Source organism: Mariniflexile maritimum (genome assembly GCF_009746565.1).
GTDB classification, from domain to species: Bacteria; Bacteroidota; Bacteroidia; order Flavobacteriales; family Flavobacteriaceae; genus Mariniflexile; species Mariniflexile maritimum.
The window spans coordinates 35,978-51,582 of the sequence record NZ_WRPN01000003.1 but is presented as its reverse complement, the minus strand read 5'-3'; the positions used below and the strand labels follow the sequence as shown (position 1 = coordinate 51,582).

Annotated in this window: 14 protein-coding genes; 4 read left to right on the top strand and 10 right to left on the bottom strand. The window is 39.2% G+C overall.

Features of this window, described 5'->3' with window-relative positions; genetic code table 11:
* Positions 1-3: 3 nt before the first annotated feature.
* The 8 genes from GQO80_RS05475 to mraZ all read right to left on the bottom strand — a co-directional run bounded on the left by GQO80_RS05475 (position 4) and on the right by mraZ (position 9,211).
* On the bottom strand, positions 4-1,197 hold the full coding sequence (locus GQO80_RS05475; RefSeq protein ID WP_157207337.1) for an FtsW/RodA/SpoVE family cell cycle protein: 1,194 nt from the start codon (positions 1,195-1,197) through the stop codon (positions 4-6).
* A 153-nt stretch (positions 1,198-1,350) separates the two neighbouring features.
* A complete protein-coding gene (gene murD, locus GQO80_RS05470) occupies positions 1,351-2,682 on the bottom strand; it encodes a UDP-N-acetylmuramoyl-L-alanine--D-glutamate ligase (RefSeq protein WP_157207336.1) in 1,332 nt (443 codons plus the stop codon).
* Positions 2,683-3,924 (bottom strand): phospho-N-acetylmuramoyl-pentapeptide-transferase, encoded by a 1,242-nt coding sequence (gene mraY, locus GQO80_RS05465; protein WP_157207335.1) that lies wholly within the window; start codon positions 3,922-3,924, stop codon positions 2,683-2,685.
* Between the two features lie 83 nt (positions 3,925-4,007).
* Positions 4,008-5,471, bottom strand: coding sequence for a UDP-N-acetylmuramoyl-L-alanyl-D-glutamate--2,6-diaminopimelate ligase (locus tag GQO80_RS05460; protein ID WP_157207334.1), 1,464 nt, complete (start codon positions 5,469-5,471; stop codon positions 4,008-4,010).
* On the bottom strand, positions 5,468-7,429 hold the full coding sequence (locus tag GQO80_RS05455) for a penicillin-binding protein (protein WP_157207643.1): 1,962 nt from the start codon (positions 7,427-7,429) through the stop codon (positions 5,468-5,470). The genes GQO80_RS05460 and GQO80_RS05455 overlap by 4 nt, the downstream gene beginning before the upstream one ends.
* 63 nt (positions 7,430-7,492) lie before the next feature.
* Positions 7,493-7,810, bottom strand: a complete 318-nt coding sequence (locus GQO80_RS05450; protein WP_157207333.1) for an FtsL-like putative cell division protein — start codon at positions 7,808-7,810, stop codon at positions 7,493-7,495.
* A gap of 47 nt (positions 7,811-7,857) precedes the next feature.
* Positions 7,858-8,754, bottom strand: coding sequence for a 16S rRNA (cytosine(1402)-N(4))-methyltransferase RsmH (gene rsmH, locus GQO80_RS05445; protein WP_157207332.1), 897 nt, complete (start codon positions 8,752-8,754; stop codon positions 7,858-7,860).
* Positions 8,741-9,211 (bottom strand): division/cell wall cluster transcriptional repressor MraZ, encoded by a 471-nt coding sequence (gene mraZ, locus GQO80_RS05440; RefSeq protein WP_157207331.1) that lies wholly within the window; start codon positions 9,209-9,211, stop codon positions 8,741-8,743. The genes rsmH and mraZ overlap by 14 nt, the downstream gene beginning before the upstream one ends.
* Positions 9,212-9,501: 290 nt before the next feature.
* Between mraZ and GQO80_RS05435 the strand changes: the two genes are divergently transcribed.
* Positions 9,502-10,266 carry an alpha/beta fold hydrolase gene (locus GQO80_RS05435; protein ID WP_157207330.1) on the top strand — a complete coding sequence of 255 codons (765 nt, stop codon included), beginning with the start codon at positions 9,502-9,504 and terminating at the stop codon, positions 10,264-10,266.
* A 154-nt stretch (positions 10,267-10,420) separates the two neighbouring features.
* A complete protein-coding gene (yihA, locus tag GQO80_RS05430) occupies positions 10,421-11,032 on the top strand; it encodes a ribosome biogenesis GTP-binding protein YihA/YsxC (protein ID WP_157207329.1) in 612 nt (203 codons plus the stop codon).
* 101 nt (positions 11,033-11,133) lie between these two features.
* On the opposite strand, the gene GQO80_RS05425 is transcribed toward yihA, so the two are convergent.
* Both GQO80_RS05425 and GQO80_RS05420 read right to left on the bottom strand, forming a co-directional pair.
* On the bottom strand, positions 11,134-12,228 hold the full coding sequence (locus tag GQO80_RS05425) for an ABC transporter permease (RefSeq protein ID WP_157207328.1): 1,095 nt from the start codon (positions 12,226-12,228) through the stop codon (positions 11,134-11,136).
* Positions 12,229-12,234: 6 nt separating this feature from the next.
* Positions 12,235-14,373: a carboxy terminal-processing peptidase gene (locus GQO80_RS05420; RefSeq protein WP_157207642.1), complete on the bottom strand. Its 2,139-nt coding sequence runs from the start codon at positions 14,371-14,373 to the stop codon at positions 12,235-12,237.
* A gap of 177 nt (positions 14,374-14,550) precedes the next feature.
* Here GQO80_RS05420 and surE point away from each other — a divergent pair, with 177 nt between their 5' ends.
* A complete protein-coding gene (surE, locus tag GQO80_RS05415) occupies positions 14,551-15,327 on the top strand; it encodes a 5'/3'-nucleotidase SurE (RefSeq protein ID WP_157207641.1) in 777 nt (258 codons plus the stop codon).
* The gene (locus GQO80_RS05410; RefSeq protein WP_157207327.1) at positions 15,320-15,604 is read left to right on the top strand and encodes a hypothetical protein; all 285 of its coding nucleotides are present in this window, start codon (positions 15,320-15,322) and stop codon (positions 15,602-15,604) included. The genes surE and GQO80_RS05410 overlap by 8 nt, the downstream gene beginning before the upstream one ends.
* The last annotated feature ends 1 nt before the right edge of the window (position 15,605 follow it).

The following is a 15,605-nucleotide window of genomic DNA, read 5'->3' as shown; positions in this document are numbered from 1 at the left end:
GCGCTAGATTGTTTCCGAGAGAATTTCCAGCGGGTTTTCATCCATGGTTTCCTGTTCTTTTATTTCCTCACGTTTGGCGCTAACACTTAGTATGATACCAATGGCTAAACAGGTCATCCAAATAGAGGTACCGCCACTACTAATTAGAGGCAACGTTTGTCCGGTAACCGGAAACAGTTCAACCGCCACAGCCATATTTATTAATGCTTGAAAAACGATTGGCAACCCAACGCCTACCACAACCAGTTTTCCAAAAATGGAATCTGATTTTTGCGCGACGATAACAATTCTGAACAAAAACCACAGGTACATAATCATTATAAAAAAGCCGCCCAATAAGCCGTATTCCTCAATGATGATGGCAAAAATAAAATCGGATGATGATTGTGGCAAAAAATTCTTCTGGATACTTTTTCCAGGGCCTACGCCTTGAATACCGCCAGTTGCAATGGCTATTTTTGCTTTTTCAATTTGATAATCGGCCTCGGTATCTTCGTTATTCGAATAATTTTTTATCCGGTTTTCCCAAGTTTCAACCTTCACACTTAATGGGCCGGACGTTAATTTGGCGACCATAATAAAAAGCACCAAACCTATTAACCCCATCCCTAAAATGATTCCGATGTAACGTAACGGGTAACCTCCTAAAAACACCAAAACAAGCACCATTAGAAACATGATGGCCGTAGTTGAAAAGTTTGAAGGCAGAATGAGTGCCAATATTAAAAATACAGGCATCCAAAGCGGTAGAATGGAACTTTTAAATGTGATTTCCTTATCTTTTATTTTCGACATATATCTTGCCACATATACCATAAGTACTACCGATGCCAAGGTTGATGTTTGAAACGATACACCCACAATGGGAATTTGGATCCACCTACTGGCATTGGCGCCTTCAATGGTGGTACCTTGCATCATTGTTAAACCTAACAAAACCAACACGATGGGAATCATGATTAACGATAAGCCCTTAAAATACCTGTACGGAATTTTATGAACGCCATACATAATGGCAAACCCCAAAGCTAAATGCACTAAATGTTTCACAAAAAACGCAAAAGTACTACCATTCGCACTTCGGTACGCTAAATTACTGGCGGCGCTATATACGGGCAAAAACGATAGTATGGCCAATAAGGACACGATAGCCCAAATTAATTTATCCCCTTTTATGTTTTTGAATAGTAGCCCCATTGTTTTTCGTACATTTCCCTGAAGGGGAAACATTCCATTTATATTTTTATTAATTATTATTTGTTTTGTGATACCTACAAGGCTTTTTTAAAACCTTGCCGGATTATTTTCCACAACCGTTTCTTCCCTTTCGGAAGATTAAGTTGGGGTTTTTTACAGGTTCCTTACAGCCTCTTTAAATTGACGGCCTCTGTCTTCATAGTTTTCAAACAAATCAAAACTGGCACATGCTGGCGATAGCAATACCGTATCGCCCGCTTCGGCTATTTTGTAGGCTATTTTAACGGCTTCACTCATAAATTGTGTTTCAACAATAATATCTACCATATTGCCAAATGCGTTTAAGAGCTTCTCGTTGTCAACCCCTAAGCAAATAATGGCCTTAACCTTTTCATTCACAAAAGGATAGAGTTCCTCGTAATTATTACCTTTATCTTGTCCGCCAACAATCCAAACCGTAGGCGTATCCATACTTTCGAGCGCATAATAGGTTGCGTTTACGTTGGTTGCCTTTGAATCGTTTATGTACTGTACTTTATTGATTTTAAGTACATGCTCCAAACGATGTTCCACACCTTGGAAATTCTCTAAACTCTCACGAATGGTTTGTTTTCTTATTTTTAGTAAATGCGCCACGGTAGAAGCAGCCATTGCATTTTTAATGTTATGATTTCCTTCTAATGTTAAACTTGTTGTAGGCATAATTAATTGGTTGTTATCTATGGTTATTATTATATTATTGTTTTTTAAATAGGCGCCGTTTTCAATGGTCTTTACTAATGAAAAGGGCAATAATTTGGATTGAACGGGATGGTTTGTTAACCAATTTGTTATTACTTCATCATCGGCATCAAAAATCAAATAATCGTCTTTGGTCTGGTTTTCAGCAATCCTAAATTTTGAAGCGATATAGTTTTCAAATTTGTAATCGTACCGATCTAAATGATCGGGTGTAATGTTCAACAAAACGGCAATGTGCGGTTTAAAATGAACAATATCATCCAATTGAAAGCTGCTTATTTCCAACACATAATTTGGATAGTTTTTCTCTAAAACCTGTTTTGCGAAACTGTCGCCAATGTTACCTGCCAAACCCACTTCCAAAGCCTGTTTCAAAATATGGTGCGTTAAGGTTGCCGTGGTGGTTTTTCCGTTGCTTCCCGTAATGCCAACAAGGGTTGCATTGGTGTATTTTGAAGCGAACTCAATTTCAGAAACCACCAAAATCCCTTGCTCGCGAATTTGTTTTACCAACGGTGCTTTATCTGGAATTCCCGGGCTTTTCATAATAATGTCCGCATTCAATATTTTAGCTTCCGTATGTGTTTCTTCTTCCCATTCAATCGCACTATGTATAAGAACTTCTTTGTATTTATCTTTAATTTTTCCCTTATCGGAAACAAAAACCTCATAGCCTTTTGCCTTTCCTAAAAGTGCTGTTCCTACGCCACTTTCGCCACCACCAAGAATTACCAATCTTTTCATCTATCTAATTTTCAAGGTTACGATAGACACGATTGCTAGTAAAATGCCGATAATCCAAAATCGTGTAACAATTTTACTTTCGTGGTATCCCGATTTTTGATAATGGTGATGTAACGGCGACATTTTGAAAATGCGTCGGCCTTCACCATATTTCTTCTTGGTATATTTAAACCAGCTTACCTGCATGACCACCGATAGGTTTTCGGCTAGAAAAATACCGCACAACACCGGAATTAGCCATTCTTTACGAACAGCAATGGCGATAACCGCAATAATGCCACCTATGGTTAAACTGCCCGTATCGCCCATAAACACTTGCGCCGGATAGGTGTTGTACCATAAAAAACCAATAAGCGCACCCACAAAAGCGGTAATGTAAATGGTAATTTCCTCAACCCTTGGGATGTACATGATATTTAGGTAATCGGAAAAAATGATGTTACCCGAAACCCATGCAAAAATGCCCAGTGTGAGCACGATAATTGCGGAGGTGCCCGCTGCCAATCCATCAATGCCATCGGTTAAGTTGGCACCGTTTGAAACGGCGGTAATGATGAAAATGGAAATGATGATGAAAATAACCCAGCCATAATCCTTTAAACTCGGACTTATCCAAGTGATAATCTTGGCATAATCAAATTCATTGCCTTTTACAAACGGAATGGTTGTTTTTGTTGATTTTACATCTTCCTTGAAAAATTTAATAGGCGATACGTTAGGGTTTTCTGCAATCATTTGCTGGCGCACTTCAACAGGCAATTTTTCCTTTATGGTAACATTTGGGTTAAAATATAAGGTAGCACCCACGATGATGCCCAAACCAACTTGCCCCATCACTTTAAAACGTCCTTTTAATCCTTCTTTATCTTTTTTGAATTTTTTAATGTAATCGTCAATAAAACCAATGGTGCCCATCCAAAGCGTGGTAACTATTAACAGAACAATGTAAACATTGCTTAGTTTGGCTAATAAAAGCACCGGGATTAATGTGGCTAGAATGATGATGATGCCACCCATAGTTGGTGTGCCGGCTTTTTCTTGTTGACCTTCCAAACCTAAATCCCTGATGGTTTCGCCTACTTGTTGTTTTTGCAAAAAGCGTATGATGCGTTTTCCGTATATGGTAGAAATTAACAACGATAAAATCATGGCCAAAGCAGCCCTAAAAGTTATAAAACCAAAAAGAGACGCTCCAGGAATTTGGAATTGTTTTTCTAAATAATCGAATAAGTAGTATAACATTTTTGTTTGTTGTTTAGCTGTTTGTTGTTTAGTTGTGAAATCGACTTAACAACTCCACGACAACCGACTTAGCTTTTTTTTGCTTATTTATCCAGTTGTTTTAAACATTCTTTTACGGTTTTAAAATCATCAAAATCAAAACGTTCGCCTTTTATTTCCTGATAGGTTTCGTGCCCTTTGCCCGCTATTAAAATGATATCGTTTGGTTGCGCCATTTGGCACGCAGTTTTAATGGCCTGAAGCCTATCGGTAATGGTTAGTGTTTTTTTATAATTTTGAGGTTCTACACCTTTTTCAATCTCTTTTAATATGGCTTCGGGGTCTTCGCTTCTTGGGTTATCGCTGGTAAAAATAACTTTGGTGCTCAATGCCGAAGCGATATGCCCCATTTTTGGGCGTTTGGTTTTGTCCCTATCGCCCCCACAACCCACAACGGTTATCAATTCTTCATTTTTTGTGCGGATGCTATTGATGGTTTCCAACACATTTTTTAAGGCATCGGGGGTATGTGCATAATCTACAATGGCTGTTATTTTTTGGTTTGAAACCATGTACTGGAAACGGCCGCTTACACTTTCAAGTTCGCTTATCAATCGTAAAATCTCAACGCTTTCAAGTCCTAATAAATCTGCCGTAGCGTAAATTGCCAAAATGTTATAGGCGTTAAAGTTTCCTATAAGCCGTGTCCATACCTCGGCATCATTTATCTTTAGCAATAAGCCACCCAATTGATTTTCCAGTATTTGCGACTTATAATCGGCATACGTTTTTAAAGCATAGGTGTATTTTCGGGCTTTGGTGTTTTGCAGCATCACCAAACCGTTTTTGTCATCGCTGTTTACCAGGGCGAACGCTTTTTCGGGAAGGGCATCGAAGAACGATTTTTTTACATCGCGATATTCCGCAAAGGTTTTATGATAATCTAAATGGTCGTGCGTTAGATTTGTGAAAATACCGCCTTCAAAGCGCAAGCCTTCGGTTCTATGTTGATGAATGCCGTGTGAACTGACTTCCATAAAGCAAAATTCGACCCCTTCCGTATTCATTTGCTTTAAATACTTGTTGATGGTTATCGAATCGGGTGTGGTGTGGGTCGCTTTGTATTCCTTACTATCAACCATAATTTTCACAGTTGATAGCAGTCCCACTTTATAGCCTGCTTTTTTAAATAGTTGGTACAACAAGCTCGCCACGGTGGTTTTACCGTTGGTACCTGTAACGCCTACCAATTTTAAATTTTCGGAAGGGTTGCCGTAGAAATTGGAGGCCATCATCGCAAGTGCCTTACTGGAATTGGCCACTTCCACATAAGTTATCCCTTCAGTTAATTTTTCGGGTAGGGTTTCGCACACAATTGCAACGGCACCTTGGCCAATAGCGGTCTCAATGAATTGATGGCCATCGGAAACCGTTCCTTTTACAGCAACAAACACGTGCCCTTTTTTAATGTTTCTGGAATCGAAATCGATGGCAGAAACATCTATGCTCGTAGCGCCTGCCACGGCATTTAGGGTTACTTTATATAATATGTCTTTTAAAGCTGTCATGAGGCCGATAAAACGACTATTTGGTTATTTTTTAATTTAATATTTTGTTCGATGGATTGCTTTTTAACGATACCACTGCCTTCCAACTTAACTTTTACTTTTACTTGCATGTTTTCCAACAGCGCCAAGGCATCCATAGCAGGCAAGCCCACTAAATTTGGCATGATGGATTTGTAGTTTTGTGCCGTTTTATAAAAACTTTCGTATTCTTTTTCTACGGAAGCCATTTTTACTTCCAAGGAATTTACCTCATCCACAATAGGTGTGTCGGTAAATATTTTTTGGGCTATTTTTTTGAAAACGGGCCCAGAAACATCGGCGCCATAATATCCCACGCTTTTATCGGGCTCGTGGATAACCACGATGCAGGAATATTTGGGGTTTTCGGCAGGGAAATACCCGGCAAACGATGAGATATAACTTAGTTTGTCTTTTTGTGCATAATCCTTTTGGCAGGTGCCTGTTTTTCCGGCCATCGAGAAATTTTCAGAATACAAACGATGACCCGTTCCAAATTTTTGGTCAACTACGTTCCGAAGCAGTTTTTTTACTTTGCCTATGGTTTCCTTTGAACAAATTTGTTTGTTTATCACTTCCTTTTTAAAAGGCACCACTACTTTGTCAAATTCCTTTACTTCACGTAAAAACTGTGGTTTAACCATTTCGCCATCATTTGCAATGGCGTTATAAAAGGTGAGCGTTTGCAGGGGCGTAAATGATACGCCATAGCCATACGCCATCCATTGCAGCGCAATTCCGCTCCAGCGACCGTTTTTAATGCGTGGATCTGGAATGATGGGGTTGCGTTCGCCTATTATTGGAAGGTCCAGACCTTTGTTTAGGTTCATGGCATACAAACGGTCAATAAATTGACTCGGGTTTTTGCTGTAAGCTTTATCGATGGCTTTTACAATAGCGGTATTTGATGAGACTTCAAAGCCCTTTGCCACGGTTATTTTTCCATACCCGCCTTGATGCGAATCGCGTACTTTTTTTCCATAAAAACTAAGTATGCCATTGCCGGTATCCACTACATCGCTTGTATCGATAACCTTGTCTTCCAAAGCGGCGGTCAATGCCATTAATTTGAATGTGGAACCGGGTTCATGGCGTTCGCCCACGGCATAGTTTAAGCGTTCGTAATAATAGCCGTCGCTGTTTCTTCCTAAATTGGAAATGGCTCGTATTTCGCCTGTTTTGGTTTCCATAACCACCACGCAACCGTGGTCTGCTTTATATTTTTCCAACTGTTCCAAAAGCGCATGATGGGCAATATCCTGTATGTTTACATCAATGGTTGTGTAAACGTCGTAGCCGTTTTTTGGGTCTATTTCGTTGGCATCGTTAAGTGGTTTCCACTGGCCTTTCCCTATTTGTTGTTTTTTTCGCTGGCCATCGGTACCACGTAAATATTTCACTCCAAAAGCACCGTCAATCCCTGCCCTGGTTACATTGCCATTTTCATCAAAACGTTCATAGCCAATAGAGCGTTGGGCAATGCCGCCCATAGGATGTTCGCGCTTGGTGGTTTGCTCTACAATTAATCCGCCTTTAAATGCACCCAGTGCCAACATGGGGAAATTGCGTAAACGGATATAATCGGAATAGCCAATATTTCTTGCAATTAAATAATATCGGTTGCGAAGTGCGCGTGCTTTCCTGATGTCTTTTTCGTAAAATCCAGATGGTTTTCCTGTGTATTTTGAAAGAGAATCACTTAAAGGTTTAATGTACTTTTCAAAAGTTTTATTGGAAGGTGTGATGGCATCAAACCGAATATCATATTTAGGGATGGATGTTGCCAATAAATTTCCTTTAACGGAATACACATTGCCCCTATTGGCAGGAATAACCACGTTTTTTATAACACGTTCGGTAGCCAGGGCTTTGTATTTTTCGCCTTGCATAAATTGGATACTGATCAATTTAAAGCCAACGGCAAGCCCAAAGATGAACATGCATCCGGCTACAAAATACAAACGGTTTAATATGTTTTTCTCGCTTACTGCCAAGGGTTGCGGTTATTTTTGAGATTTTACTTTTATTTTTTTTGGCGGAATTACCGAAGGCGTGATGTCTTTTTCAGCCATAACTTCCATAATATTCGATTCCATTTTAAGTTTCATCAAGCGCGATCGCCCATCAATAAAGGCTGAACGCATTTCGCTTACTTCATTTTTCAAACGGGCTATTTCATATACTTTTTTATCGGCACTGTGCGAGCTCGCAATCATAACAATGGCCAACACCGAAAAGAAAATGATGAACCTCCAATTTTTAAATGAATCGTCGCTAACTAAAAAAGTGCCTTTTAATATTTTATAAATGTTTTTTTTCATTGTCTTTCAAACATTTTTCCCAATGGGGAAAACCGCTCATATAGCTTTTATAATTTCTCTGCAATACGCAATTTTGCGCTTCGTGCTCTACTGTTATTTTTAATTTCTTCTTTTGTTGGCACAATTAACCCATTTACTTTTTTAAGTGGTACTTCAAAATTTCCGTACATATCGCGCACGGGTTCGCCTTCAAACATGCCGTTTTTTATAAAGCGTTTTACCAAGCGATCTTCCAAAGAATGGTAGGAGATAAAACTTAACCGCCCACCGTTTTTTAAAAGCTCGGGTGTTTGCAACAAAAATTCTTTTAAGGCCTCAATTTCTTGGTTTACCTCAATACGAATTGCTTGGTATATTTGCGCCAACACTTTATTTTCATGGCGTGGTGGCAAAAATTTATGCAACACTTTTTTTAATTGCTCGCTTGTTACTATGGGTTCGACCGTCCTGTTTTCAACAATTGTTTTTGCCATGGCAGCAGCAGCACGCAATTCGCCATAGTTAGAAAATACATTTTTAAGTTGTTCTTCTTCATAATTGTTTACAACCTGAAAAGCCGATAAGGTATTTTGCTGATTCATGCGCATATCTAAATTTGCTTCAAACCGGGTTGAAAAACCACGTTCGGCAACATCAAATTGATGTGATGATACCCCAAAATCGGCTAAAATGCCATCCACCTGTTTTACGCCATAAAACCGTAAAAACCGCTTTATGTAGCGAAAATTTTCGTTTATCAAGGTGAATCTTGCATCGTTAATGGTGTTTTCAAGGGCATCCAGATCTTGGTCAAAAGCAAACAATTTTCCTTGTTCGCCAAGTTGGTTCAGTATTTCCCTGCTATGGCCGCCACCTCCAAAGGTTACATCCACATACACACCGTTAGGGTTGATGTTTAACCCATCAACGGTTTCTTTTAGCAAAACGGGGTTATGATATTCCATGGTCATCTTCATCTTGTCCCATAACTTCTTCGGCTAAATCGGCAAAATCAACCGTTGCGTCATCAATGGCTTGTTCATAGAGCTCCTTGTCCCAAATTTCGATGATGTTTACAACCGATGTAATAACAATGTCTTTTGAAATATTCGCAAAAACGGTTAAGTCCTTCGGAATCAACAAACGTCCATTTACATCCACTTCTACCATTTTTACACCTGCAGTAAAGCGACGGATGAAGTCGTTGTTTTTCTTTTTGAACTTATTGAGCTTATTGATTTTTTGCATAAGCACTTGCCATTCGCTCATGGGGTACAATTCCAAGCACTTTTGAAACACCGATCTACGCAGCACAAAGCCACCATCCAACACGGAGGCTAGCTGTTTTTTAAGCGGAGAAGGCAGCATGAGCCTTCCTTTTGTGTCCACTTTGCAATCGTATGTTCCTGTTAGTAAGTCCACTGCGTTTCGTTACACCTTTTGGGTTTAAGTTCCAAATATATTGAAAATTTTACCACTTTTTACCACTTTATACCACTTTGTTAATATTTTTTTAAAAAATGGCATAACATATCCGTTTTATGTGCTTTAAACCGCTGTAATTACTTAGCAAGTAAAGGATTGTTAAAAAAAATTATGGGCAGTAGGATTGTTAATAGCAATGATTCTAAATATTTTTTTTGAGAAGCAATAAAATGTTGAGATATGAATGAAATAACTATATTTGTTTTCAAGAAATGATTAACCGATTGATGACGCATCGTTTAAAAAAAGAGAAGAATTACAGCTATATTGAAGTTGGTGAAGGTACACCCATCATAGTTTTACACGGCTTAATGGGTGGTTTAAGTAATTTTGATTCGGTAACCCAATATTTTAGCACAAAAGGCTATAAAGTGGTTATTCCGGAATTGCCCATTTACACCAAATCCTTGCTTAAAACCAATGTAAAGAGTTTCGCAAAATACCTACACGATTTTATCGAGTATAAAGGCTATGATGAAGTTATTTTATTAGGAAACTCACTGGGCGGACATATAGGATTGTACCATACCAAGCTATATCCGGAAAAAGTAAAAGCCCTTGTTATTACGGGCAGTTCTGGACTTTATGAAAGTGCCATGGGTGGTGGTTACACCAAACGTGGTGATTATGAGGTTATTAAGAAGAAAGCGCAGGATGTTTTTTATGATCCGGCGGTGGCTACCAAGGACATTGTTGACGAAGTATATGCTACCGTAAACGACCGCAACAAGCTTATAAAAACACTGGCTATTGCCAAAAGTGCCATACGGCATAATATGGCAAAAGATTTACCAAAAATGCATACCCCCACCTGTATTATTTGGGGGAAAAACGACAACGTAACGCCGCCAAATGTTGCCGAAGAATTTGATGGGCTGTTACCCAATTCCGAGTTGTTTTGGATAGACCAGTGTGGGCATGCCGCCATGATGGAAAGACCCGAGGAGTTTAATAAAATTTTGGATGCTTGGTTGCAAAAGAAAGGGTTTTAGTTGGTAAATTTCAATGAAGAATTCAAGCTTTAACGTGGCAGCCATCTTATTATAAAATAGAAGCGTTCCACATTTTAGTATAAACGCTGTACGTTTTATGTATAGCATCTAGTTCAATTAATAGGATTTCCGTTTTTCAGGGAAATTAAATAGCATGAAGATAAAATCTGCCGAATTTGTAATGAGTAATTCCGATGTAGCGAAATGCCCCAAGGGCAAGCTGCCCGAATATGCATTTATAGGTAGAAGTAACGTGGGCAAATCATCGCTTATTAACATGCTTACCAACCGAAAAAGTTTGGCCAAAACATCGGGACGCCCGGGAAAAACACAACTTATCAACCATTTTTTAATTAATGGCGACTGGCACTTGGTAGATTTACCGGGGTATGGTTATGCACGGATTTCAAAAAACGCAAAAAAAACGTTTCAAAAATTTATTACACAATACTTTGCCCTGCGCGAACAATTGGTTTCTGCCTTTGTTTTGGTGGATATTAGGCACAAACCACAACCCATCGACCTAGAATTTATGCAGTGGTTAGGCGAAAACGGTATTCCTTTTTCCATTATATTCACAAAAGCCGATAAGCTAAAACCCCAGGCCATTTTAAGGGAGGTTGCTGCCTATCAAACCGTGCTTTTGGAAACGTGGGAAGAGATGCCCAATTACTTCATTACATCTTCTTCAAACGAAACGGGAAAGGATGCTGTTTTGGAGTATATTGATGGGTTGAATGGGAATATGAAATTAGATACGCCCTAAACTTTCAATCGTTTAACATTGTGCCGATAGAGTTTTGCTAAACTTTGCACAATCAGAAATAAGAAGTTTTAATCTTTCAAGACAATTTTCAAAAAGAAAAATCACCCCTTCACATCCAAAGCATCGCGTAAAGCATTGCCAACAAGCATAAAGGCCATAACCAAGCCCATAATGCAAAGCCCGGGGATGATGGCCAAATAGGCTTTCCCTAGAATGATATAATTATAGTGGTCCTTTATCATGGCGCCCCAACTGGCCATGGGCGGTTGTGCACCAATGCCCAAAAAGCTAAGTCCGCTTTCAATTAAAATAGCTGAGGCAAAATTGGCTGCCGAAATAACAATTACAGGTGCCATAATATTGGGCAAAATGTGTTTGGTAATGATCCTGAAATCGTTAAAGCCCAAGGCTCTGGCAGCGGTAACGTATTGCATTTCCTTGGCGCTTATTATTTGGCCGCGTACCACCCTAGCCACCTCAACCCACATGGTAAGTCCCACTGCAATAAACACTTGCCAAAATCCTTTGCCTAAAGCCAAGGTAATGGCAATGACCAATAATAAGGTAGGGATGGACCAAGTTACGTTAATAATCCACATGATGAAAGCATCAATTTTATCACCAAAGTACCCTGCTGCGCTTCCCATAAAAATGCCAATAATAAGCGAAATAAACACAGCCACAAAACCAATAAAAAACGAAATTCTGGCACCAACCAAGACCCTACTTAACAGATCGCGCCCATATTTATCGGTGCCAAAAAGGAAGGTTTTTTTGTTGAGGTAGTTTTCAACTGTTCCAGAAGGAAAAACGCTTAGGCTTAGGGTTTTCTCAACACCGTCCAAACCATCGGAAGCATATTCTTTATAGGTTAACGTATGTGAAGAAATGCTATAACTGCTAATGGGTATTTCGGTAGCGCTATTTTTATTTCCGAAGAATATTTTATTAAAACGACTTTGATGGGATTCCATTTGCGAAGGAATGGTAAGCATGGTAACGCTAAACCCCGGTTTTTTTGAATGTATGGGTAAATGCATTTGGTTGGCATACTGTGAATTATCGGGTGCCAATACATAGGCAAATACCGAAATTATACCAACAAAAACGATAATGCAGCAACTAAAAACGCCCCAAAAGTTTTTTTTAAACTTTTGGAGCGCTACCTGTTTTAATGAGTTGGATTCTGAACTCATAACTAATTAATGATTTACGGAAGCTGCTACTTTTTTTACAGGATTGGGCATTTTCATGTCCTCAAGCACATTTAAGGCTTCTTCTACATAAATATCCTGACTTAAACTTTCGTGCCAACGAACACGTTTTTCCTTTAAATCGGTCGTGTCCTTTTGGAAAAGTGCTTTTTCGTAGGCAGTTGAATTAAAGGTTAAGTTGGTTTTATATTTCGAGATAGCGTCATATCGTTTAGCTTCTTCTTCATTTAAGGCTAGTTCTGCCTTATATTTTTTGTAATTAAGTGGTACTATGGTAGCATCAATCTTGCTTTTTACCCATTTGGCATTGTCTTCAATAAGCTTTAATTCTGGGTTGTTGCTCATGCGTTCCTTACTTCTTTTAACCGTTGTGTCATAATCAAAATAGCTTTCCCAAGGGGTGAAATTGGCAGCATCAATGGTGTCGTAAGGCAGTGCATTTTCTTTGTCTTTTTCACCAACTTCAATAAAACTGAAACGCCCGGGAACGTTTACGTCGCTTTTAACACCCTCCAATTGTACCGAACCGCCATTGATTCGATAATATTTTTGTGTGGTTAAGGCTAGGGCGCCTAAATCGCCACTGGTGTTGTTCCGTAGCATATTGTTTAGGTTAATTACGTTTTGAACGGTGCCTTTGCCGTAGGTTTGTTTACCACCAATAATAATGGCACGTTTATAATCTTGCATGGCGGCCGCCATAATTTCGGATGCCGATGCCGATATTTCGTTTACCAAAATTACCAAGGGGCCATCCCATGAAATGGATTTATCCCTATCTTCCAATATTTCCTTCGCTTCGCCCGTAGATCGCACTTGAACAATTGGGCCATTTTTTATGAACAACCCAGCCATTTCAACTACTGTTGGCAACGAACCACCGCCATTGTTGCGCAAATCTAGCACCAAACCTTGGATGCCTTCGGCTTTTAAGCGTTCAATTTCAGCCTTTACGTCTTTAGCGGCATTGATGTTTTTGTAATCTTGAAAATCGACATAAAATGAAGGTAAATCTATAACACCAAAAACCATATTGTCTTTCTTCACGATGGCCGATTTGGCATAGGTTTCCTCCAGTTCCACCACGTCGCGGGTAATAACAATATCTCTTATGGTGCCATCCACTTTTTTAACGGTTAAGGTTACCTTGGTGCCTTTTGGGCCTTTTATGTATTTAATGGCATCATTAATGCGCATGCCAACAATGTTTACAGGAAACGCTTCGTCTTCTTGTTTTACTTTTAGGATAAGATCTTCAACTTCAAGTTCTTTGCCCCTCCACGCAGGTCCGCCAGAAATAAGCTCAACTACTTTAATGTAGTCCATGCGCTTTTGCAAACGTGCACCAATGCCTTCTAGTTTGCCCGACATGCGTTGGTCAAAATCTTCTTTGCTTTTTGGGGCCAAGTAGTAGGTGTGTGGGTCGAATTCTTCAACAATGGTGTTCACATAAAAGGCAAACCAATCGTCGCGATCTAAATCATCAATAGTATCGTTAAAATAAATATCAATGGATTTTAGGGTCGATTCCCGAGCTTCTTTTTCAATTTCCTTTTCGGTTTTCATCACGTGCGATGGATCCTTTTCCTTGGCCATTTTTTCCTGTTCCATTAAATCGTCATAATTGCTAAGGGTAGAAAACTTTAGTTGTTGGCGCCAACGATCCTTCATTTCTTTTTTTGTTTTTACAAACGAAATTTTCTCATAATCGGTCTCGAAGGTTTCATCCAATGTGTAATCGAAAGGTTGCGACAAAACTTCTTTGTAAATTTCCTTGGCTTCTTCAATGCGTTGCAACATGCGCTCGTGCACCACGTTAAAAAAGGTGATGTCGGTCGCTTTTAGTTGGTCATCAATAGTTAACTTGTATTTTTCAAAATCCTTATAATCAGATTCATAAAAATAGCGTTTTACGGGATCTACAATTTCGAGGTAATCCTTAAACAATTCTGCAGAAAATTTATCATCTAAATCAATAGGATTAAAATGCCCTTGCTGCAATACGAAGGTTATAACTTGGATTAACAATTTATCTTTGTCCGGATTGCTGAATTTTTTTGTGGTAAAACTGCAGGAGGCAAACGCCAGCAGTAATGATAATAATAGAACCTTATAATTCCTTCCCATAATTTTTCTCATTCGTTTAATAATAGTCTATGGCAAAAACATGCCAACATTATTTTACTAAATTAAATAAAAAACCATGCCAAGAAAGATTATGGCGTACTAATTTTTTGTTAAACCAAAGAAATGGGCAAAATACTGATGAAATTATGTATTTTAGCGACCTATTTAAGTGAAGTAATGACAAAAAAACCGCTCATATTAGTAACCAATGACGATGGCATTAACGCCCCGGGCATACGCGCTTTAATTGCCGTAATGAACACCTTGGGCGATGTGGTGGTGGTGGCTCCCGATAGTCCACAAAGCGGGATGGGCCACGCGATAACCTTAGATTCGATGTTGTATGCCGAACACGTTTTTATTGATAATGGCCCGCAAACCGAATACAGCTGCTCGGGCACACCGGCCGATTGCGTAAAACTTGCCATACGCGAAAAACTTGACAGAAGACCAGATATTTGCGTTTCTGGCATTAATCACGGCTCCAACTCCTCGATTAACGTCATTTATTCAGGCACCATGAGTGCCGCTATTGAAGCCGGTATTGAAGGGATTCCGTCCATTGGGTTTTCATTATTGGATTATACTTGGAACGCTAATTTTGAGCCCTGTAAGCCTTTTGTTAAAACCATAACCGAGAACGTTTTAAAACATGGTTTGCCAAATGGGGTGGTTTTAAATGTGAACATTCCCAATATTTCAAAGGAAGCCATAAAAGGCATTAAAATTTGCCGGCAAGCTAAAGCCAACTGGGTGGAAGAATTCGATAAACGAAAAAACCCACAGGGACGCGATTATTATTGGCTTACAGGAAAATTTGTTAATTTAGATGGCGGTGAAGATACCGATGAATGGGCTTTGGAAAATGGCTATATCTCGGTAGTGCCCGTTCAGTTTGATTTAACTGCACATCATGCCATACAAAACCTAAATACCTGGAATTTGAATGATTAAAAAAAATATTTTTATAGGCATGCTCGTTGGCCTTATTGCCAACAGTATTGGTTTGATATTGGTTTCGACCCTGTTGGGTGGCGGCGACGACTTTGTTACCGTAATTAAGGCCGCTACCGGTGAAGGTTTTTTAGGAAAGCTCATCAGCCTTGGTGCTATTTTAAATTTGATAGCTTTTTTTATCTTCATTAAAAAGCGGCAAGATTATCGCGCTCGTGGCGTTCTATTAATAACCATTATTATAGCCTTGTTTACCTTTGTATTTAAGCTTTTTTAGT

Bases quoted from the DNA above. Each gene is read 5' to 3' on its own strand.
- GQO80_RS05475 (WP_157207337.1), bottom strand. From the start codon at position 1,197: ATGGGGCTACTATTCAAAAACATAAAAGGGGATAAATTAATTTGGGCT.
- murD (WP_157207336.1), bottom strand. From the start codon at position 2,682: ATGAAAAGATTGGTAATTCTTGGTGGTGGCGAAAGTGGCGTAGGAACA.
- mraY (WP_157207335.1), bottom strand. From the start codon at position 3,924: ATGTTATACTACTTATTCGATTATTTAGAAAAACAATTCCAAATTCCT.
- GQO80_RS05460 (WP_157207334.1), bottom strand. From the start codon at position 5,471: ATGACAGCTTTAAAAGACATATTATATAAAGTAACCCTAAATGCCGTG.
- GQO80_RS05455 (WP_157207643.1), bottom strand. From the start codon at position 7,429: ATGTTCATCTTTGGGCTTGCCGTTGGCTTTAAATTGATCAGTATCCAA.
- GQO80_RS05450 (WP_157207333.1), bottom strand. From the start codon at position 7,810: ATGAAAAAAAACATTTATAAAATATTAAAAGGCACTTTTTTAGTTAGC.
- rsmH (WP_157207332.1), bottom strand. From the start codon at position 8,754: ATGGAATATCATAACCCCGTTTTGCTAAAAGAAACCGTTGATGGGTTA.
- GQO80_RS05435 (WP_157207330.1), top strand. From the start codon at position 9,502: ATGACGCATCGTTTAAAAAAAGAGAAGAATTACAGCTATATTGAAGTT.
- yihA (WP_157207329.1), top strand. From the start codon at position 10,421: ATGAAGATAAAATCTGCCGAATTTGTAATGAGTAATTCCGATGTAGCG.
- GQO80_RS05425 (WP_157207328.1), bottom strand. From the start codon at position 12,228: ATGAGTTCAGAATCCAACTCATTAAAACAGGTAGCGCTCCAAAAGTTT.
- GQO80_RS05420 (WP_157207642.1), bottom strand. From the start codon at position 14,373: ATGGGAAGGAATTATAAGGTTCTATTATTATCATTACTGCTGGCGTTT.
- surE (WP_157207641.1), top strand. From the start codon at position 14,551: ATGACAAAAAAACCGCTCATATTAGTAACCAATGACGATGGCATTAAC.
- GQO80_RS05410 (WP_157207327.1), top strand. From the start codon at position 15,320: ATGATTAAAAAAAATATTTTTATAGGCATGCTCGTTGGCCTTATTGCC.